This is a genomic window from Aquimarina litoralis (assembly GCF_019295435.1).
In the GTDB taxonomy this organism is placed as follows: domain Bacteria; phylum Bacteroidota; class Bacteroidia; order Flavobacteriales; family Flavobacteriaceae; genus Aquimarina; species Aquimarina litoralis_A.
In genome coordinates this window covers 22375-42173 of record NZ_WEKL01000031.1, presented here as the reverse complement: position 1 = coordinate 42173, position 19799 = coordinate 22375, and the positions used below count along the sequence as shown (strand labels likewise).

Annotated in this window: 17 protein-coding genes; 1 reads left to right on the top strand and 16 read right to left on the bottom strand. The window is 32.1% G+C overall.

Features of this window, described 5'->3' with window-relative positions:
• Window positions 1-48: 48 nt before the first annotated feature.
• The 5 genes from GBO31_RS16055 to GBO31_RS16035 all read right to left on the bottom strand — a co-directional run bounded on the left by GBO31_RS16055 (window position 49) and on the right by GBO31_RS16035 (window position 7379).
• Window positions 49-2910: a hypothetical protein gene (locus GBO31_RS16055; RefSeq protein WP_219009376.1), complete on the bottom strand. Its 2862-nt coding sequence runs from the start codon at window positions 2908-2910 to the stop codon at window positions 49-51.
• A 25-nt stretch (window positions 2911-2935) separates the two neighbouring features.
• A complete protein-coding gene (locus GBO31_RS16050; RefSeq protein ID WP_219009375.1) occupies window positions 2936-3685 on the bottom strand; it encodes a hypothetical protein in 750 nt (249 codons plus the stop codon).
• 438 nt (window positions 3686-4123) lie between these two features.
• The gene (locus GBO31_RS16045) at window positions 4124-4639 is read right to left on the bottom strand and encodes a hypothetical protein (RefSeq protein ID WP_219009374.1); all 516 of its coding nucleotides are present in this window, start codon (window positions 4637-4639) and stop codon (window positions 4124-4126) included.
• A 942-nt stretch (window positions 4640-5581) separates the two neighbouring features.
• Window positions 5582-6358: a LytR/AlgR family response regulator transcription factor gene (locus GBO31_RS16040; RefSeq protein ID WP_219009373.1), complete on the bottom strand. Its 777-nt coding sequence runs from the start codon at window positions 6356-6358 to the stop codon at window positions 5582-5584.
• Window positions 6345-7379: a sensor histidine kinase gene (locus tag GBO31_RS16035; RefSeq protein WP_219009372.1), complete on the bottom strand. Its 1035-nt coding sequence runs from the start codon at window positions 7377-7379 to the stop codon at window positions 6345-6347. Before GBO31_RS16035 ends, GBO31_RS16040 begins: the two co-directional genes overlap by 14 nt.
• 232 nt (window positions 7380-7611) lie before the next feature.
• Here GBO31_RS16035 and GBO31_RS16030 point away from each other — a divergent pair, with 232 nt between their 5' ends.
• On the top strand, window positions 7612-8802 hold the full coding sequence (locus GBO31_RS16030) for a hypothetical protein (RefSeq protein ID WP_219009371.1): 1191 nt from the start codon (window positions 7612-7614) through the stop codon (window positions 8800-8802).
• Window positions 8803-8812: 10 nt separating this feature from the next.
• Here the strand turns inward: GBO31_RS16030 and GBO31_RS16025 are convergent, their stop codons facing one another.
• The 11 genes from GBO31_RS16025 to GBO31_RS15975 form a co-directional block, all read right to left on the bottom strand.
• On the bottom strand, window positions 8813-9556 hold the full coding sequence (locus tag GBO31_RS16025) for a hypothetical protein (protein ID WP_219009370.1): 744 nt from the start codon (window positions 9554-9556) through the stop codon (window positions 8813-8815).
• Window positions 9557-9994: 438 nt separating this feature from the next.
• A complete protein-coding gene (locus GBO31_RS16020) occupies window positions 9995-10669 on the bottom strand; it encodes a hypothetical protein (RefSeq protein ID WP_219009369.1) in 675 nt (224 codons plus the stop codon).
• A 570-nt stretch (window positions 10670-11239) separates the two neighbouring features.
• The gene (locus GBO31_RS16015; protein WP_219009368.1) at window positions 11240-12412 is read right to left on the bottom strand and encodes a hypothetical protein; all 1173 of its coding nucleotides are present in this window, start codon (window positions 12410-12412) and stop codon (window positions 11240-11242) included.
• 31 nt (window positions 12413-12443) lie between these two features.
• Window positions 12444-13229, bottom strand: coding sequence for an NADase-type glycan-binding domain-containing protein (locus GBO31_RS16010; RefSeq protein ID WP_219009367.1), 786 nt, complete (start codon window positions 13227-13229; stop codon window positions 12444-12446).
• Window positions 13230-13232: 3 nt separating this feature from the next.
• A complete protein-coding gene (locus tag GBO31_RS16005; RefSeq protein ID WP_219009366.1) occupies window positions 13233-14066 on the bottom strand; it encodes a tetratricopeptide repeat protein in 834 nt (277 codons plus the stop codon).
• A gap of 120 nt (window positions 14067-14186) precedes the next feature.
• Window positions 14187-14855 carry a hypothetical protein gene (locus GBO31_RS16000; RefSeq protein ID WP_219009365.1) on the bottom strand — a complete coding sequence of 223 codons (669 nt, stop codon included), beginning with the start codon at window positions 14853-14855 and terminating at the stop codon, window positions 14187-14189.
• Window positions 14852-15694 (bottom strand): hypothetical protein, encoded by an 843-nt coding sequence (locus tag GBO31_RS15995; RefSeq protein WP_219009364.1) that lies wholly within the window; start codon window positions 15692-15694, stop codon window positions 14852-14854. The genes GBO31_RS16000 and GBO31_RS15995 overlap by 4 nt, the downstream gene beginning before the upstream one ends.
• Window positions 15695-15838: 144 nt before the next feature.
• A complete protein-coding gene (locus GBO31_RS15990; RefSeq protein WP_219009363.1) occupies window positions 15839-16474 on the bottom strand; it encodes a hypothetical protein in 636 nt (211 codons plus the stop codon).
• A 191-nt stretch (window positions 16475-16665) separates the two neighbouring features.
• Window positions 16666-18102, bottom strand: a complete 1437-nt coding sequence (locus tag GBO31_RS15985; RefSeq protein WP_219009362.1) for a hypothetical protein — start codon at window positions 18100-18102, stop codon at window positions 16666-16668.
• 5 nt (window positions 18103-18107) lie between these two features.
• Window positions 18108-18779 carry a type VI secretion system tube protein TssD gene (gene tssD, locus GBO31_RS15980; RefSeq protein WP_219009361.1) on the bottom strand — a complete coding sequence of 224 codons (672 nt, stop codon included), beginning with the start codon at window positions 18777-18779 and terminating at the stop codon, window positions 18108-18110.
• 540 nt (window positions 18780-19319) lie between these two features.
• Window positions 19320-19754 (bottom strand): hypothetical protein, encoded by a 435-nt coding sequence (locus tag GBO31_RS15975; protein WP_219009360.1) that lies wholly within the window; start codon window positions 19752-19754, stop codon window positions 19320-19322.
• Window positions 19755-19799: the final 45 nt, after the last annotated feature.

Genomic DNA, 19799 nt, shown 5'->3' with positions numbered 1-19799 from the left:
GGAAAAAGAACAAGTTCAATAATATTTAAACAAGTTATTACTAGCTCTCTAAAACTTCAAGGACATTGAATACCCTACTTGTATCTCACTAAATCCATTATATTCCCAGGTAGAAGTATTGGTATATCGATATCTAAAAAAGAAACGATCGTCTTTTCTTCCCGAAGGTGAAAAATGAGCATTGATTTCCACCTGATGCAACCATTGTTTATCATCTGATAAATTGGAGGTAAAGGCCTCTTCCGAACTAATGTTAGAAAAACCATCTGTCACTGTATTAAATCGTATGGGACGTAATGCCAAATTCGCTCCATACCGTTCTTCTGGTCGTAATCGGAGAATGAATTCTGGATAAAATCTCCAAGTATTCAAATTAAAAGTTTGCACAATATTAGAGATAGTTTCGTTATTAGCATTCTGACCATTGACAGGTCTTCCTCTGGTATCTAACACTCTAGTTCTGGCATATCGACCACTGGCATTTACTTCCAGTCGCATTTTGGAAGTTGGAAGGTCGAATGAGAAGATATTGAGATCTGCACCAACACTTATATTTTCATGTCTTAGCAAATCTAACTGGGTTACATAAGATAAAGAATCTGTGCTTGTACCATTAAATACTGGAAGATAAGACAAGGTTAAATTTTTGTCATCATTATTAGCATTTAATCGAGACCAACGAAATTGAGGATTGATATAATTAAGATATCCATAATTGAAACCTCTATTGATATAGCGCTCTCCGAACAACGAAGTTCTTCGTTTGGTATATAAAGGTATTAATTTATTAACTTCAAACTGAATGACTCCATTTGGATCAGTTTCTTTTAAACCATTAAAATCTGAATATGCGCTTAAACTAAATAACTTAGAACTTTTATCTTTTTTCAATTCTTTAGAACCTTGAGTATCAGAATCTATTGGTAATTTCACTACCTGATCTCTGGGGCTAAAATCTAATCTATCGTTTTGTAGAGTTTGGATGTAATTGGGGAATAAATACTCTAATTTCATCTCAAACTGTTTGTGTTTTCCATTATATACGTACAACTTGTACTGCTTGAAATCATCAAAATCTTTGGAAGAACTAAATCCGTAGGGAAATTGATTTACAAACTTTAACTCTTTCCCGGTATTAATTTCTGTATCAGGACTTGATTCTAAAACTTCCTCAATAATCGTATTAAAATATTTAAGTTGATCATTATCTCTCGTAGGCACTGTAATATTACCTAGAACAACAATATGTTCTACAAATCCATCATTGATGTCTAATTGAATATCTTTTGCGCTAAATTCCCATAAAGGTGCTTTCTTTAATTCTGATAAAATATTATTTCTTAGTTTTTTATACTTTTCACTAATTTCTTTTTCTCCTTTTTTTAGTGTTGATAGAATATCACTAATTTCTTCTTTGTTAATTTCATTAATATCCAAATCATTTAAATAAAATTGATTATACATTTCTTTAATCTCTAATAACAAAGTATTCATAGTTCTTTGAACATTTTCTCTTTCTTTTTCTAGGTAATTTCTTCCATCACTATCTCTTTCTAATCTTAATGTAATTAAATCTGATTCTAAGTTTTTAAACTTTTTAAGATTTCTAAAATAATCATTCTGTATTTCCATTAGATCAGGGTATGTTTTAATAACACTATCATCAAGAGCATTCTCAATCTTAATATTCTTACCCTTTAAATCGTCTTTTGCTTGAATAAAATTATTAAAAGAGATTTCATATCCGTCCACATTATTTTTAATATTTGTAATCCGTCTACTTAACATTTTAATTTCATCTTCAATAGATTTATTCTCATCAGTTATATATTCTATAATTTTTTCTTTTCTATTCAGTAAATCCATTAAATCTTTAAGTTTTTGGATTAGACTTCTAGTTTTACTTAATTCTCCTTTAAATTTCTCATAAGGCTTAATAGATGATTCTATTTGATCATAAATCTCCTGATTTTTATAAAGCAACAATCTCTCTTTTATAAGTTCCATTCGTTTATTTCTGTTGTAATCCCTAAAACTATTTATGATATCGCCATATCTACATAGAAATAAATTTGGTTCTTGTATGTATCTTGCTCTATATTCTCTTGATTCAGAAGAGAAATGGGATCGGATTTTATTGATATAATCACTTATTAGATTTTTGTGATTTTCACTTCTCTTTCCACTTCCATTACATTGTGAATCAATATTTACTGTATTATTTAAATCAACTTCTTCATTTGAATTAGCGTTAAGGGCTTTTGAATCATTCAACTTTTCAATATCTAGAGTTTCTTTTGCTTCTTTGTAATTTTTACGGATCAAATATAATTCCTTAATGAGGCGATGGTGATTTCTTGTCCTATTATTGAAATAGGTCTCGTAACTATTATTAGGAAAATATTGTATTCTTTTAACATCTGTATTATAATGTAATCTACCTGCAATAGGTTCATTGTCATACTTAAAAATCAATACTAACTGCGAATTAAAATAGGTATAAAGATTATCTATTTGACTATTTAGTTTTGTTTTATTCTGATAATATGAAGGTGTACCTTCCTTAGATTCGATAGTACTTTTTAATACGTTTTCGAATTCTTTTTCAATTTCTAATCCTTTCTTTTTAAGCTCTAAAACATCAATACTATCTTTTAACTTTTTAAAGATCGAATTTATTTCTACTTTAAAACTATACTTGGTAAAAGGATTTAATGTAAACTCTGGAATTTCTTCTATACTTTCATTGATATTCTTCTTTATTTTAAAAGTCACTTTTGAAATGGTTTCGGCTTCTGCCGAAATAAACAAATTAGTTCCTTCTATGTTCGTTCCTATAATTTTTTTCTGAGCATTTCCAGTTACCGTAATGATAGTAAATAGTACGGCAAGAATGAGTTGATTTTTCATTTTGAATATATTTTAATGAAGAGTCCTATTGTTGTTGTGTCAATTGGAGTACTAACTTTTTAGTTTCATTATTAATGGTTAGATTTAACGTATCTGATAATTGTGAGTTCGTTAGCATAAATGCCTCAGATCCTATATTATCTACTGATCCCATTGTTTCACCATTGATAGAAGTTCCAGTAAATTCCCCTGTAGCTAAATATGTTCCTGTTAAAGATTTGAATTCGGGAGTATTTTCTAATGGGAGTAATAATATCTGATTATTGGTATTGATATTCCCATATATATTAAATACTGGTTTTATTATAGTATCCTGAGTTGAAATAGTAACAATCTGTCCTGTGCCTTCATAGCGTCCTGCAAGATCATTTTGATTGTTGGGCAATTCGATTACGCTTATATAGGTATTATCGGTATCCAGTAGAACTCCGCTTCCATCAAATAATTCGGTGTAATCTCCAGTATTAAAAGGTATTTCGTCATTCGTAATAAACTCTATATTCTCAAAAGATCTCGTGGCATCTTTAAAGTTTATAATTTCATAGCGAATAGAACCATTTATATAATTGGTCGAATTTACCTTAAGTAAGGTGGTTATACCTCCAGAAGAAGATGTTGTGGCAAACTGTTGTTTAAAATCAAATGTTCCAATGTTTGGTAAAAAAACAGCAAATTCTTTTTCTTGATTTTGTTCAAAATCTAATGTTCCTAAATTATCATCACAGCTTAGACTAGTGAACATTAAAGCGATTAATAAAAATAATTTAATTCTCATAGTTGATTTGTTTTAGTCAATAAAAAACCCATACCAAAACATCTCTTGGATATGGGGGCTTTATATTTTTTTTTGAATTATAGAAGCAGAAAAAATACTTTATCTGGGGAGAAATCAGTTTTCTCCTATCTCTATATATCATAGTTACATTCTGTATTATGTGGATAAAAATACGCTCGAAAGAAGTGCAAAAACATACCCACTACTGGGTAAAAAAACACCCCTAACCATTAGTATTAATGATTAGGGGTTTAGTGGGCTGAGGTACTCGAAGCCCGAATTACTCACTCTTCGAGTAGCACTTCGACAAGCTCAGTGTGACACCTCAGGGTCCGAACCTATCCGAGGGTTGAGGCTCTCGAAACCCGACAACACTTCGACACGTGTCCGCCTATGGAGGAAGCTCACCCTTCGAGTACCTCAGGGTTCGAAGTCTCCTTACGCCGCATCCGGATTCTGATCCGTTTCATCTGGGATATCATCTTCTGTGCTGCTACTTCCAGAATTTACAAATCGTTCTCGTAGTCTACTGTACAGTGACTCTGCTCCTGCTACCCCACTATTAGCGGCGACTCCAAACATCTTATATGCTAATAAAGAGGTACTATAGGCTTCGGATCCGGCAAGGATACGGGTATCATTTATCTTTTCTGAGAGTTCTGCCAACTCTAATGCCAATACCTTCAACTCGTTATACAAACCATAATCCTTTTCTAACTCTTCCACATTAATAAAAGCAGGAAGGATATCTCCGTTTTGCCGCATACTATCCAAGGTATCTTCTACAAAAATCTTGTTACTACGATTGATCTTTGGGAGCGTGATCCGTTCCTCCTTAGTTAATCCCGTTAAAAATGGCAACAGTGTATTGATTTCTTCAATTCTGTTTTTTACTTCTGTGATCACTGCTGGATCTACGGTTACCGATAATCGGTTGTTTAATACATTACTCATACTTCATTTGTTTTAGTAATCTGGATGTTTATTATTGAATTAAATATCAATTGGCAGTCTGTAGAAGACTAATGCTTCACAAGCTTACCCTTAGAGAACATTTCGACACATGTACGCCTTATGAAGGAAACTTACACTTCGGCTTCGCTCAGTGTTCGATTCCGAGGGCTGTACTTCGACAGGCTCAGCATCCATCTCGAAGTCCGACAAACTAGGTGTTTCACCAGGGTCCGAGAGCCTCACCCTTCGACAATGTCTAACAAGCTCACTGTACAAACAATATCTAAAACTCTACATAAACACATCCAGATTGAGTTTAACATTCATTTGAGTAGCTATAGGGTCAATTACAATACCGATAATTTTGTATTTGAGTCTTTGTATTGATAATCTTCTGTTAAAATTAAATCTTAACCAATTAATTTTTAACACTTTCTGAAAATTATTACCGATTTTTCAATACCAAAAACATATACTGACAGCCTGACGTTGGAGTAAAGCCTTATAAAACAAGACTTTGAAAACGCTTTCTTTGTAGACTCATACATTTTGAATTCCTGTATTAACGCTTACTCACTAGATAGATACTGACAGCTGTGATTTGGTTTGTGAGGAATATACTGGCGTTGTGGCAGCTAACACTTCGGCTTCGCTCAGTGTTCGAATCAACTCGAGGGCTGAGGGTCTCGAAGCCCAGTAAGCTTAGTAAAGGCATCAAAATATTGTGAATTCACCCTTCGAGAACATTTCGACAAGCTCAATGTGACACCTCAGGGTTCGAATCTATCCGAGGGCTGTACTTCGACAGGCTCAGCATCCATCTCGAAGCCCGGTAAGCTTAATATTTATCTCAAAACTCTGTAAATTCACCCTTCGGGAACATTTCGACAGGCTCAATGTGAACTTCAGGGTTCGAACACTGGCGAGAGCTGAAAATCAAGCCTACCAATTCCCATCCAGCACTTGTTTAAGCCAACGGGATCGTTCTGGGCTTAATTGAATTTCAGTATCAAAAGGTGGATGAAGGATGACACTCACTTGTCCGGGTTTTGCAGGAACCAATTTATCAATCGCCTGGATATTTACTAATAATTGCCTATTCAACCGTACAAATATTCTTGGGTCTAATACCGATTGTAATTGCTGTAAGGAATCATCTAAAGGAAACAACTGATTATCCCACAACTTAGCAAATACCAATTCGTCTCTATAAAAATATGCGATATCCTTTGTTGTCACAGGAATCATACTAGTTCCTGATCGCAATAAGAAACGTTCTTTGTATTGAGGTGCATTCGGTTGTTTTAACAATTGTGTAATATCGACATGTCGTAAAACTCGTTCTTCTTGATAGGTATGCTGCTGTTGGTACTGTTGTATCGCCTGTTGCAAATCTTCTAAACTCAGAGGTTTTAATAAATAATCAATTCCTGTGGTTTTAAATGCTTTAACCGCATAGGCATCATACGCAGTAATAAAGATAATAGGAACAGCAATAGACACAGCGTCTAGGATTTCAAAAGAAAGTCCATCAGATAGCTGAATATCCATGAAAATCAAATCTGGATGCTCATGATTCTTAAGCCATTCTACACTATCTTGTACCGTGGCAAGCATAGTAGTTACTACAATATCTGTATCCAACTGAGAAATCAGTTTCACCAAGTGATCTCTCGCTGTCGATTCATCTTCAATGATTACCGTTTTAATTGGATCCATTCGTACTAAAAATTAGGGGTACAGAAACACTAAACTCGTCATCCGTTCGAGAAATCAACACTTCTTTATCTGTTAAAAAATCATATCGTTTGGTAATATTATCTAAACCTGTACCTGTAGTATGTACCTGCTGTTTTGGGTTGTGATTGTTCTTTACCGTAAAATAAGTATCATCCGCCTGAAAATAAATATGCAATGGTGCTTGATCATCAATACGATTGTGCTTTACTGCATTTTCTATTAACTGCTGTAATACTAGTGGTGGAATACTCTTTTCTGAAAATAAACTGGTATCCACCGTATCATGGACTTGTAAGGCACTCTTATATCGTTGTTCAATTAATGACACGTATTGTTTTACCATTTTATATTCTTGTGCTATCGGAATCATAGCTTGCTCGTTATGTTGCAGAATGTAACGATATACATCAGCAATGTTTTTTAAGAATTTTTGAGCCAATTGACTATCTTCATTGATCAAATAATACAACGTATTAAAATTATTAAACATAAAGTGTGGATCCAATTGATTCTTTAGGATCGACAAATTAGCTTTGATGATTTCTTTTTTAAACTTCTCATTTTGGATTTGTGAAATGTAATACTGATTTTTCCAGTTATACGCCAATTGAATCAAGCCTAGTATAACCGAAATCGCAATTCCTATCAATACAGAAAAAACCATATGTTGTAATAAAGGTGGCTCACTATGCAAAACCCAATGATCTAGCCATTTGTATAAATAAAACAAAATGGTATAGGTAATGGTACCAGTTACAACACCTCCTATTAGTAGAATTACATTAGAATCCGAACGTTTACTTACATAATTTTGTGCGCGACTTATGGTTTCAAAACAAAGAAATATGATAAACATCCATAACACCTCAAAAAAGAAATTAAATCCTGGTGGTTCTTTAAATTTAGAAGCGATATAAATGATTCCCATCATTACTGCAGCAATGATAAATACGATCATGCATCTCCAAAGCAGTGATAATTTTGGTGGTTGTTTTTCCATATATACATATGCTAAATCAAGTTAAAAATAGCTATTTACATTAGAATACCGCAAGACTATTCTTGCTTTAAGCGGTGATTACTGCAAAATTAAAAACCCTTCAGTATACGTATATGGTGTTTCATAGATCAAATATCAGAGTTCACACAATAGATATCCACTTTCAAAGAATTCTCAAAAAAAATAGAAAGGAAACCTCCTAATTTTGAATCATCAATCTAAAAACGTGAACATGAGAATTATTGTATTACTTGCCCTTTGCACATTTTCTTTAGCGTATCCTCAAAAAACTGTTGAACTATCTGATTATAGTTTTGAAGTAGAACAACTCACCGATAACACATTTGTTTCTTTTACCAAAAAGCATTTAGAGAATAGTCAGTTTGTAATGATTGGGGAACAGCATGGAATTAAAGAAGTGGGTGAATTCACCAATGCTCTTTATAACATTGCACAACCTTTTGGATACAAAACTCTATGTATCGAGACGGATGCGGTTGCCGCCAAAACCATTCAGAAAGTAGCAGGTTCCAAAGATCCTATAACTGCTGCGATAGCTATACACAAAGAGTTTCCATTTGCTATTCCATTTTATAATAATAAAGATGATTATACCTTATTTACGAATGTGATACAGCGTAAAGGAAGCATCTGGGGAATTGATCAAACATTTATGGTACAGTTTCGTATGAACTTTGATCATCTGATACGTACTACTAGTAACGATAAACTCAAAGCGAAACTTGCTGTTTTACAAAAAGATGCTGACGCAGCTTACTCGCAAGCTATTGGGAATAAAAATTTCAATGACACCTATATTTTTAAATATGATGAAACCACACATCAAGAATTATTACAAATCGCTACAGATCCTAAAGAACAAGAAATCCTGAAGCAATTATGGAAAACCAAAGAAATCTATGCCTATAACAATCTTACTAAAGAATACTACAAAAACAATAATGTACGTGGGCAGTTAATGAAACGAAATTTTATAAACTATTATAACCAAGCTTTACGAAAAGAAACTTTGCCCAAAGTTATTTTTAAACTAGGTGCTAATCATGCAGCAAAAGGATTAACAAGAACTAATATTTATGATGTCTCTAATCTGATACATGAACTAGCCATTGTAAATGACAAGAAATCTTTACACTATCTCGTTATGGGAATCTCTGGTACAGTTGCTACCGGAAATCCATTTGCTCCCAATCCGGTAGTACCTTTTGATAATATCAAACATTTTCCTGAAGAGTTACAAAAAATAGTTCCCACTATAAACCAAAAATACTATGTGCTAAACCTACAACCGCTACGAGTATATGGTTATGGAGATCGATTTTCCGATGCCTTTAAAAAAGTCCTGTTTGCCTATGACTTTGTGGTGTTGGTGAAAGATGCTGAAGCTTTTAAGAGTTTTTAGTTTTGAAAAGTTATTTGATCGAGGTTATTTTATAATAATCCGTATTATCACTCATAACCTGAGCGTCAAATTTCATTCGCTTATCATGGGAAACAATCGATATTTTCTGAGCAGATTTATCAGCGATAAACTTTCCTTCAATCAATTGGGCAGAAAAATTGGTATGTTCAGCCTGTAAAGTATCAAAGGTTAGATTCCCTAAACTAGCACTCGTTACATACTTGCATGTACTATCCTTCGGATTGGTTTCTACAATTTTAATCCATCCATGCGCTAAAAAAGGTGTTTGATCTTCATCAAGAGTCTGATGGATAAATCCATAGTACTTATCCCCTATTTCTGGTAAGGAAACAAAATCATCCATCGCACTGTTAGCTTGTGGACCGGTAAAAAAAGCTAAGTAAAAAATAAAAGCACTTGCTGCCAAAATCCCAATAGCTGCTGTAGAAAAAACGAGTTTACTAAACCATGAATAGGTTTTTCCAGCATCTAGAATTGGGTATTCTTTGATATAGGCCAATGCCGCCTTTTTCATTTGTGATGTCCAGTGTTTTCTTGGGATTTCTTTTTTATCGGTAGTGGTATAAAACTCAATAACTGGTTTTTTCTGGATATTCTGGATCAGTCCGGTATTGATTACTTTTTTATAAAGATTTACCTCCATCAACACTTCAGATTTGTTGTAAGGAGATACGAACTGGCTTTTTAACGTATGGTAATGCTCAAGGTGTTCATTTAGGGCGAAAATAGGCATAATGTGTGTTGTTAGTTGCTGATATTCAAAGTAACGGTTTTCCTACATAAAAAACACCCCTGAAAACCACTGTTCTTGTTGGAAGATTCCCTTAATTTTTTTAAGGATTAAATTGCTATTCGCTTCTAACTATATATAATGAACTAATAATAAAACAAATACGTATAGGTTTGATGTTAATGCCAAGGTTTTTTAAGCTAAACTCTTTTTCAAAAGAATAATCCTGGCAAAGCTCCGAGATTCAGGTGCGTAGCGCCGCGGAGTTTGCAGGATGGTTTTTAGCCTAAGCTAAAAAATTCCTATGAAAAAGTGTCTTTTTCTTTGGTTCGTTTCTTTTGGACAAGCAAAAGAAATGAACAAGGGAATGGATTACATCTATTATACTCAACTAAAATATAGAAAGCTTACTTGTATGAAAGATATAGTACACAAAGTTTTCTATTGATACCGAAGATTAGTTATCCAATTGATAATCATAGTATCTGATAACAACTTTCCGATAATGCGATATTTGGAATATTTCAAAGGATTTTCTGTATTTAAAGCTTCAGACATGACTCCAATTTCGGGTTGGTAATAACTAGAATGTATAAATCTAACTTCCTGATCTTTTACCAAAATATATCCCGTATGATCATCCAATCCTACTAGATAAAGTCCATTACCTTTTGGTAAGAGATATTCCTCTACATCTTTGACTGATGCATTTGTAAAACGCTTGATAGCATTGCCTGCTAGCTTTTTGATAAATATTTCTGATGCAGATTGCGCCCATTTATATCTAGGAATATTGAATCCCATATCCTCTAAAGTAGTCGTAATAAAATAACCGCAAGCTATTTTTCCTTTTTTAGGCGTTTTGGTATGACCATTAAAATCCCACTGCGTTCCATACCAAAATGGAAATATCTTGTCTGTCAAAGTATTATAAATATATACTCTACTTTCTGTTATAATAGTATTTTTTTCTTCTGCGGAAACTGCATTGGTATAGGCTATTTGTTTTGATTTCCTTGTCCTTTCTATATCCTGAAGCAATTCGTCATATGTTTGCTGTTGAGCAAAACATTGAATACTGCATAAAATGATGATGATGAAAATTCCCTTATTCATTAGACAAAAACTTTGGTTAGGTGGTGGTATATACAAAGATTATTCCTTTTTAGATAAAAATAAGTGCTTTGATGAAAGTGTAAGTAAAAAAATATTCTCTTAAAAGTTATATAAATATTGCCTCTTTTAATTGATTTAGGTATCCCTTTTCTTTTTTTCATTGCCAAAAAAAGAAACAAAAAAGTCTAGGCTTACAAAACGAACTTAAGAAAATACTACGGCATCACCAGCCACGGATGAAAAAAACTCGCTATGCTCAAACAGTTTTTCATCCCAAGTCCAAACTGCTGCCTTGATTTTTAAAATTCTTTTTGATAGGCCGGTACAAAACTTGTATTATACTATACTAAAATCACGAAGAGTTATTTAAAAATAAGAACTGTTTTGAAACGAAACAGAAAAATTTGTGATCAGGGACTTTTTATAAAAGTTAAAGTAAAACTATGTTACTTTAGAAGTTATATCGCTATGACTTCTTTTTCTTTTTTTTCAATACCAAAACTTCAACACCTCATAGCTATTGGGATAGTGTTACAAAATGTGGTAGTCCTATATAAAAAATTAAAAAGATCAATCCTCTAACACCAAACGTAAATATTTCAGATCGCATTCTTCGAAAACGGTAAATTCATTCATAGCATTGCCATAGTTTTGTATCACAATTTCATTTTCACTATAGCTGCCTTGCACCTCTCTTTTAGGATTATCAGCAAATAATTCTTTAAAAGTGATATAACCATCCTTAATTACAAAGGTTCCTGCATGCTCTCTTTTGTTCGTTTTTAGATAATATTGATCTCCTTCTAATTTGATTTCCAAACCACAAGAGGATTTGGTTTCTAAGGAATAGGTTTTATTATGCAAATGATAACTACCATAATACCTTAGTAATTTTTCTGATTTTCGTATTGTCTTTTTCTCCTCACAATCATCTTCTCCCTTCTCAAAAGATTCGATATTCGTAGTTTCTATACGTACTTTGATATCATAAAATCCATTGTATTGATGGGTATCCATTACGAGAATCTTATCCACTTGAATAAACTCACCAGTACACTTTACATCCCACTCACCCCCAAAGGATTGCATTTCGAAGGCATCTAAAATTCGTACCAACGCATTCTCTTCTTGGATAAATAGTGACAGCGTTTTAGAATTCATAGGATTTGGTCTGGAAGACCCTATATAATAAACTATTATCCCAAAAGCTCGTTTTCCCTCTGCAACTGTGTAATTGGCTGTATCAATAGCAATCTCTTGGATCTCAATAGCATCAGAATACCAGTTATTCTTTTCGTAAAACTGCTGTTTGATCTCTGCGGTTTCCGAATCTACTACCAATACGTAACTGTTCAATACATACACTTCCCAATCATATTCTTGGCTTGCCACCGTAGGAATTACCACAATAGTACTACTAGTATCATAGGGCATTACTTTCTGCACTATAAACTGCTCATATACTTGTCTGGATGATACTCCTAATTGGTCTAAAATCTTGGCTATAAATGGAGTTGGCTCAAATATATCCTCATATTCTTCTGGGATTACATTGGTTTCTTTGGTTTCCTCAACACTCTCGACTGCATCTTCTACCTTTTCGGGAACTTCTTCTACCGCGTTCTCTACTTTAGCACCATCTTCTAGAATGGTAATTCCTTCTTGTTGCGTATCCTTCTTTACTGAATTAGAGTTACAGGAAATTAGAAGAATAAGCGTAAGTACAATCAATAGATTTTTCAAAAGGATCGTTTATTTAGGATTATGTACAAAGTTATCTTTTTTCCAGCTCTCTTACCTTATACTTCTCGTTTATACTAGGGTGTGCTATCTCTCCTAAGCATCTTTGAATTTCTGAAATACAAATATCATCGTATTTAGTTCCTTTATAAAAAGTCAGTGGTTTTAAGGTGATTTTATCATCTTTCGTATACAAAGTTTGAATACTAAACTGCTGAATCAAAGGCGTATCCAATAACTCTACGTAACCTACAGTTTTATCATTTACAAGTACCTTTAACTCCTTTACTCTCCCATTCTTATAAAACAAGCTTTTACTTTTAGTATATCCATTGACCAAACTTAACTGCAAAGGAAACATTATAGTATCGGTGCTTTTTAAAACGTTATCAGGATGTAACTTAACGGTATTATAGTCTCCTAATATATTCGGTCCTTTATTAATAGTAATATCAATAAGTACTTCTTGATTCTCTTTAAAAACATAGGCGGACAAATACGAAAAATCCTTTAGATTCTTAATAGGGTAATTTTTGTTTTTATAATTACTAGAAAAATTAAAGTTTAATAGTTGCGCATAGGTAATATCAACTCCTTGCGCGCTACCAAACATTTTTTCGGACCACACACTGAGTTCATCTTTTAATTCAGATTGATAGTATTCGAATATAGAAGAGAACTCATTAGAAAAATAACCCATTTGACGTAGTGAGGTAGAATCAATCGTCGCTTTAATTATACTATTCTTCTCTTTTTGTGCAACGGATTTGGTGTTAGAAATAATCACAAATAATACAGTAATAATAAATCTATAGTTCATAATTTATATCCTTTCTAGAACAGTTTGAGGTATTTTAGATTTTTTACCATTTGCTTTCATTTGTTCTATGTAAGTAAGATAAGCTTTTTTGGCTTTTTCTTTTTCTCCTATCCCCCAATATGCATCTCCTAAATTAATATAAGCTACGGTTCTATTTGGAGCCTCTTTGATGATCTTTTCTAAAAGAAAAATAGCCTCTTCATATGCTTTTGCTTGTTCTAAATAATAAGCGATATCATTGTAGCGTACTAATGCTTTTTTTATTTCTAAATTATACAATGCAATACCTAATACCGTAGTATCTGCAAACAGCTTTAGTCTATCAAAATCACGCTGATAATATAAATCTCTAATTTCACTAACATACGAATCTATATTTTGTGTATAATTTTCGTCTTGAAAGTTCCTGAAATTTATGATTTGTGTTGTATCACTTTCGAAATCAATTGATGAGTTATATGAATAGGAAGTATTCCCCTGAAAAACCTTTCCAAAAAGTGTTTCCTGCTGTCTACCACTGTACAAATGATACGCCTTCTCAATAAAAACATTTTGATCCTTGAAAACAATTCTGTGCTGAAATGACTTATATTTATAATGAATGAGGTCAAACTCATATTGGATACTTATTTCATTATTTACTTTAGCACAATTACAAACGATTTCAAAATCAGTAACCATTTCATTAGCTGAAACGTCTTCGATCAATTTAGCAGCAGGAATCTTAAATTGTTGATCATTGTTTTTTATAAGAATAGATCGATCCTTCAAATCTAGATCAATGATATAGATATTGTCATGACAGCTTTTAGTAACCTTATATTGTTTAGAATCCACAACAACATTTTCAGAAGAACTATGTTGTTTATAATTGGGAATATTTTCTGTCTTACTTTGTTTACAAGAAAACAGAAAGCAAATAATTAGAAAAAAGATATTGTTTACCAACTTTGCCATTTACTCGCTAAAATCCTTTAAACTAAAAGTAAGCATGTAATTATCTTCTTTTTCAATTGTGTATACACCTTTTACAGTTTTAAAACCTTCCAAGCCTTTATTGAGATTAGGATTATCATGATTATAAATCACTAGAGAAAAGGGTAATTCATTATTTTCATTAAAACAGGTTTTATCAAAAGTGAAATTTTTATAAAATTCTCCTTTTCTGGTATAGATACTATCTGCTATTTTAAATTTTGTCTTTACCGCTTGCAAAATATTTTTTACAGGAACATTTTCTACTTTATTCAAAGTATATTCCTCCTGATTTAGATGGTAAAAGTTCTTTTTGCTTAGAAATCCGCTTCCTTCCCAAATTTCAAAAAAATTAATGAAAACTTCTTCATTAGTATTTATTACAAAAGGAAAAGTAATCTTTCCCCCATCTTCATGTAAAAAGTTTAGTAAAGTATCTTTTTTGTTAGAATATATAACCAATCTTTCTTCTCCTTCTTCAATAATTACATGATTGGCATAAATTTTCACATCTTCATTTTGCCAGATTACTTTATCGTTGTTTTCAATAATATTGCGTTTACTCTTATTGCTTTTATAACTATAAAATATAGCTATGATGACAATAAGATAAAAGCATTTAAGTATTGACGAAGAGCTTTGAAATATCATTTTAAAATTTCCACATCTGATCGTTTAACATATCCACCAGAAACAATCTTACCATCATAATACACTTTAACCCAATCATCATTAACATCTTCCATATATGCAATATCTTCTTTCACCAAAAAGGCCTTTCTTTTTGATGTTTCGGACATTTCATTATGAAAAAAGGTTTTATCAGTTGTAACTTTTATCTTCTTAGATTGTTCTTTAATCTTAAAATCTTTTAGATAATCTATTTTGTCTAATTTGGATCGTTGCTTGAGCTTTACAAAAATTTCTTTCGGGAGAGCATCTATTTTAATAAAACTAGACTCATTGTAAAGTTCATCATCATACATATAACTTGAGGTTAACTTTGTTGTATAGAAAAAGCTATCAAAGCTAAAACTTTCGTCCAAAAGTATATCATTTTTAAGTAATCTAACCATGACACTACCATCATTAAGTAGTGATTGAGAATCATATAAATCTTTCTTTTTTAATATTTCATCTACACTGCTATTTAAAAAACCTAAGAAGCTTAATTCTAAAACCGAATTATCATTACCTTCTTCATCACATATTCCTTCAATACAGAGTATATCCAAAACTTTTTTATCAAACTGTATTCTATATGGAATACTTTGATTGAGGTCTTTTTTTCCTTTCCATATTCCCTGTAACCTATCAAGAGATGTTTTAAAATTCAATCCTTGAGAAGTTTCATTTGCTACAATTGAGTCTTCTGTTTTTGAAACAGGATCGACTATCTCACTTCTATTAGGAACAGATGAACTTTGATTACATCCAATCAAGAAGAATATCATATACAAGAGAAGGAAATAACTTTTTATCTTTTTCATTTTCACAGATTGCTTTATCGGTGTTTTCATGTTTACAATTAAAGCATATATAAAAAGAGGTACAGCACAACAGCAAAAAAGTTAATACTTCAAAATTAGTTACAATCATTTTCATAAGTAAACTTTAGTGAACTCACCATTCCCTTAAAGATCTATCTTTAAAAACTCCTTCATTTCGGAGAAACCAAAAAACAATTCTGGCTTTCCTAACATATTAGTTATTCTAGTATCAAAAGGAAAATCATAATCTAATTTAATACCATATTTTCCATTTTTATTTATTAACAAAAAAGAGTAATCCTTCAAGGAGTCATTAGATAGTTTATAATCTGATTCGGAACTCAAAGATTTGAGTTCATTTCTTTCTTCAATATCAATTTGACTATCCGAAAGATAATTTCCCAATACACGGTCTATTTCATTATTTGATTCTTTTAAAATAAAATCGAGTCCTTTATCATCAATTATGTCAGATAATATGAACTCCTCTTTCTTACCAATATCATAATTTAAGTTGATATAAAATTGATCAAACCCCGATTGTATAGTAGATAAAGAAAATTGAATACTTACTAATTCTAATGAATTGTAATATACTTCATAATCACATTCCTTAGAGGTAGATAAAGCATCGTTACCATTGCAGTTTAGCTTTGCTAAATCAAATTCATATTTAATAACCTCTTGTAAAGATTTTTGTTTTATTTCGTTTAGACCATCTGAATTAACAAATAAAAAAAAATCATCATCAATTAACTTTTTAATAATTATCTCATCCAATTCTCTATAATTTTTTGCTATTGGTAATCTATATTTTAGTGAAGATCCCGTATTTTCACAATTCCTACTAAATTCAATTGGTTCAATTTTGATCTCAGAAATTGTTCTCTTTTGACTTTTACAAGAACTTGTACAGAAACTGATTAACAAACAGAGCCAAAATAGCTTTATTGTATTTATTGAAAACTTTATCATTTATTTTTTTTCTTCTTTTTTTTCTTCTTTTTCTTTTCAGGCTCTACGAAAGTTATAGTTTTAAGAGATATTTTTTGTTCCGAAATTATTGATTCCAAGGGAATAAGATTAATCCCTATAGGTTCTATCTTTATAGGTTTAGGAGAATTTTGCAATCTATCTAGTAATACTGAGGCATTTGGATCTTTTAGATTTACTTTTCTTTTTTTATGTCCTTTCTTTTTCGAAGTATCATTTTTTATAAGGTCCTTGGATAAATATTCTAAATTGGCAACTACCTTATCCTTTTCTTCTTGAGTTCCATTATTATATAGTTCCTGGTAATGTTTATACACCTTAAAACCAGATTCTTCTCTAGCTCTTAAAGTATTGTCATATCTGGCGTTCAATCCATTATTCCCTCCATTAATTCTTCTAGATACATCATACACTTTGTCACTATCACTGTAAGTGTAAATTTTTCCATTACCTCGCATCCAATACCAAAGAGCTGATTGAACTGCGAAAATTAAATCACTGGAATCCGCTAACAAATCTGATTTACTTTTCAATTTACTTCTATCTGTAACTTCTGTAAAATCAATATCTCCATGTGTATCATCAGGAAAAGGATTATTCTTTCTAAACTTAGAAAAACTCTCTAAATTATCATGAAATGTTATTTGTTTTAGACCTTTACCTCTGTAAATGTAACCATCTCTGGACATTTCATCTCCATTACCATATCTCCCAGCATATGCTCTGGATAAAAGTTCTACACCAAAAGTTTTATGTTTTTTTAAAACAATATTAAAATCAACAACTTCAACTTCTTTGCCTTCCTTATTTTTCTCTTTTTTCTTAACCGTTTTTAGATTTTCTTCATTATCTTTTTTACCATTAGTATAACCATAGAGTTTTCTTTCGTTCACAGTAACTTTCTCATCTTTAAGTATTTTCTTAAGCTGAGTGTTAGTTTTAGTAATTATTTTTCCATCCTTATCTGTAATTTTAAATATATCAGTAAGATGGTTTTCTAAAGAATTTAGTACCGTATCACTTATAACAGTACTTGTACTAAAATGAGTTGAGTGAATATGAAGAGCCGAATGGTGATATTTAGAACCTTCTTCTAAGTACTTCTCTCTAAACAACATTTCAGCTCCAATTTGAGAAATAAAATGTGCTTTTCGTAAACATGTATCCAGCTTGTAATCCTTTCTATATTTGTTTATATATTTCAAAACTTTAGTAACAAAAGCATCATTCGCCTTAGGAACAACATGTTTAATTTGGGCTGCTGTAATCTCCTCTTTACAATATGGGCATTCAAAAGGTTCCTCTTCATTTATAGTGATCGGAACTTCCTTAAAATTCAGAGATTCTCCATTATATAATATTTTCGGTATATAAGTAGTAGATTTTTTTTCGTTATTAGAATTATTTTCTTCCATATATTTTATTCTTTAAGAATTACCTCTCCGTTCTCGTTCACCACTCCACTTAAAACAACATTATTGCTACTATCACCATCACCATCTTCTAAGGTAATTTTAAGTTCTTCTCCTTCTTCTATATTTTTTACTTTAGCATATAAAAAGACCTTTTTTAAATTATTAGTTTCTTTAATCTCCGTTGATTCATCTTCATCTAACCACTTCATCTCGATTATTTTAGGTGGATCTTCTTCCTTTTCTTCCTCCCGCTCCGTCACAGGTGCGGCTTCAGCAAAAGGATTGCTGGGATTCCAGTTTTTTTCGAAAATCTGTCCTCGTACTCTTTGAATTCCTGGAGATAACAGTACTTCCATTTTTAACGGATCATTGCCTTCTGCGCTAAATTTTTCATCTAGCTGTACGCAATGACAATTGCCAAACTCAAAATCAAATAGTTTGCTAAACCCATCTCGTTTATAAAACCGAACATATCCATTATACGTGGTATGGGTAGAAAACATCCAATCATAAAATAATTCATCATTTTTGGTAGATTCTAATAATAGATGGATTTTACCATTTTGAATCGTCGTTTGTGGACGACCATTCGCATCTACCAACTGCTGATACAAAAATGCACTGTTCAGTACATTTCGTTCTTCGTCATTAATAAAAAGTTTCGCCTGAAAGGCCATAGCGTGACAATTTGGAATTTGGAAGCTGAAAATATCAAAAATATGTGGAAGGAGCTATATACAAACAAATTATTTCGATATAGGTATAAATTCCCGGATAAACTGTATGCAAAAATGATGTTTTGAAGGATATGCACGATAGAACGTTATGTAAAAGAGAGGCTTATTTTCTTTTTATTGCCTACACTTCGACTCTCGATAGTTATCAGAACGGTTTGATAATGCTAACTGAAGGCTGAGGTGTCACATTGAGCTTGTCGAAATGTTCTCGAAGTCTGACAAGTCCCGTATATATCTCAAAGTCTGATAAACTCACCCTTCGAGTATCCTCAGGGTTCGAATCAATCCGAAGGCTGAGGTGTCACATTGTCCCGATAGCTATCGGGAGTCGAAATGCTCTCGAAGCCCAATGTATAGACTTAAAGATTTATATAAACAAATATCCTCCTTTTCCAAAACTACAGCTCCTCCATCGCTATCGCGACGTCGTTTCAAAAAGGAAGTAAAACCTACAGATACTATAAATTTTGGATGATGTTCTTAACTCGCTTTTGATCGGATCACACTGGTAAGTACTTTAGCCCAATGGATCGCATCTCCTAAGGTATCAAATCCTCGGATCTTGTTACGCATAAATAACTTTTCTAATAGTACATTCATTAATCCTTTGGAAGTATAACTTACAATACCATACGCTCGTAGTTTGTAATCACTTTTGTAGAATTTTATCCAATCACTTGGTTTCACAGCATATTTATGCACTCTATTGGTAATATAAACCACTTCTCCGCCATCATGATCGTATAAATTGGTTAAATCTTCAACTAGAATTTTAGCATGATCATCCCAAGTAAAAACAACATCTTCATTTATTTCTCCGACTACATAACCGTCAAATAAATAAAAATTACCAAACGAATAATTTAACTCCTGAATGGCTTCTCGAAAAAATACAGTGTCTCTAAGGTATTGCATAGTGTAAAAATAGTACATCTATGATCTGAGTGAAGAAAAAACCTT

Excerpts from the sequence above, each read along its gene's own strand:
- GBO31_RS16040 (WP_219009373.1), bottom strand. The coding sequence starts at position 6,358 with ATGGATCCAATTAAAACGGTAATCATTGAAGATGAATCGACAGCGAGA.
- GBO31_RS16050 (WP_219009375.1), bottom strand. The coding sequence starts at position 3,685 with ATGAGAATTAAATTATTTTTATTAATCGCTTTAATGTTCACTAGTCTA.
- GBO31_RS16025 (WP_219009370.1), bottom strand. The coding sequence starts at position 9,556 with ATGCCTATTTTCGCCCTAAATGAACACCTTGAGCATTACCATACGTTA.
- GBO31_RS16035 (WP_219009372.1), bottom strand. The coding sequence starts at position 7,379 with ATGGAAAAACAACCACCAAAATTATCACTGCTTTGGAGATGCATGATC.
- GBO31_RS15975 (WP_219009360.1), bottom strand. The coding sequence starts at position 19,754 with ATGCAATACCTTAGAGACACTGTATTTTTTCGAGAAGCCATTCAGGAG.
- GBO31_RS16020 (WP_219009369.1), bottom strand. The coding sequence starts at position 10,669 with ATGAATAAGGGAATTTTCATCATCATCATTTTATGCAGTATTCAATGT.
- tssD (WP_219009361.1), bottom strand. The coding sequence starts at position 18,779 with ATGGCCTTTCAGGCGAAACTTTTTATTAATGACGAAGAACGAAATGTA.
- GBO31_RS16055 (WP_219009376.1), bottom strand. The coding sequence starts at position 2,910 with ATGAAAAATCAACTCATTCTTGCCGTACTATTTACTATCATTACGGTA.
- GBO31_RS15995 (WP_219009364.1), bottom strand. The coding sequence starts at position 15,694 with ATGAAAAAGATAAAAAGTTATTTCCTTCTCTTGTATATGATATTCTTC.
- GBO31_RS16000 (WP_219009365.1), bottom strand. The coding sequence starts at position 14,855 with ATGATATTTCAAAGCTCTTCGTCAATACTTAAATGCTTTTATCTTATT.
- GBO31_RS16010 (WP_219009367.1), bottom strand. The coding sequence starts at position 13,229 with ATGAACTATAGATTTATTATTACTGTATTATTTGTGATTATTTCTAAC.
- GBO31_RS15985 (WP_219009362.1), bottom strand. The coding sequence starts at position 18,102 with ATGGAAGAAAATAATTCTAATAACGAAAAAAAATCTACTACTTATATA.
- GBO31_RS16045 (WP_219009374.1), bottom strand. The coding sequence starts at position 4,639 with ATGAGTAATGTATTAAACAACCGATTATCGGTAACCGTAGATCCAGCA.
- GBO31_RS16030 (WP_219009371.1), top strand. The coding sequence starts at position 7,612 with ATGAGAATTATTGTATTACTTGCCCTTTGCACATTTTCTTTAGCGTAT.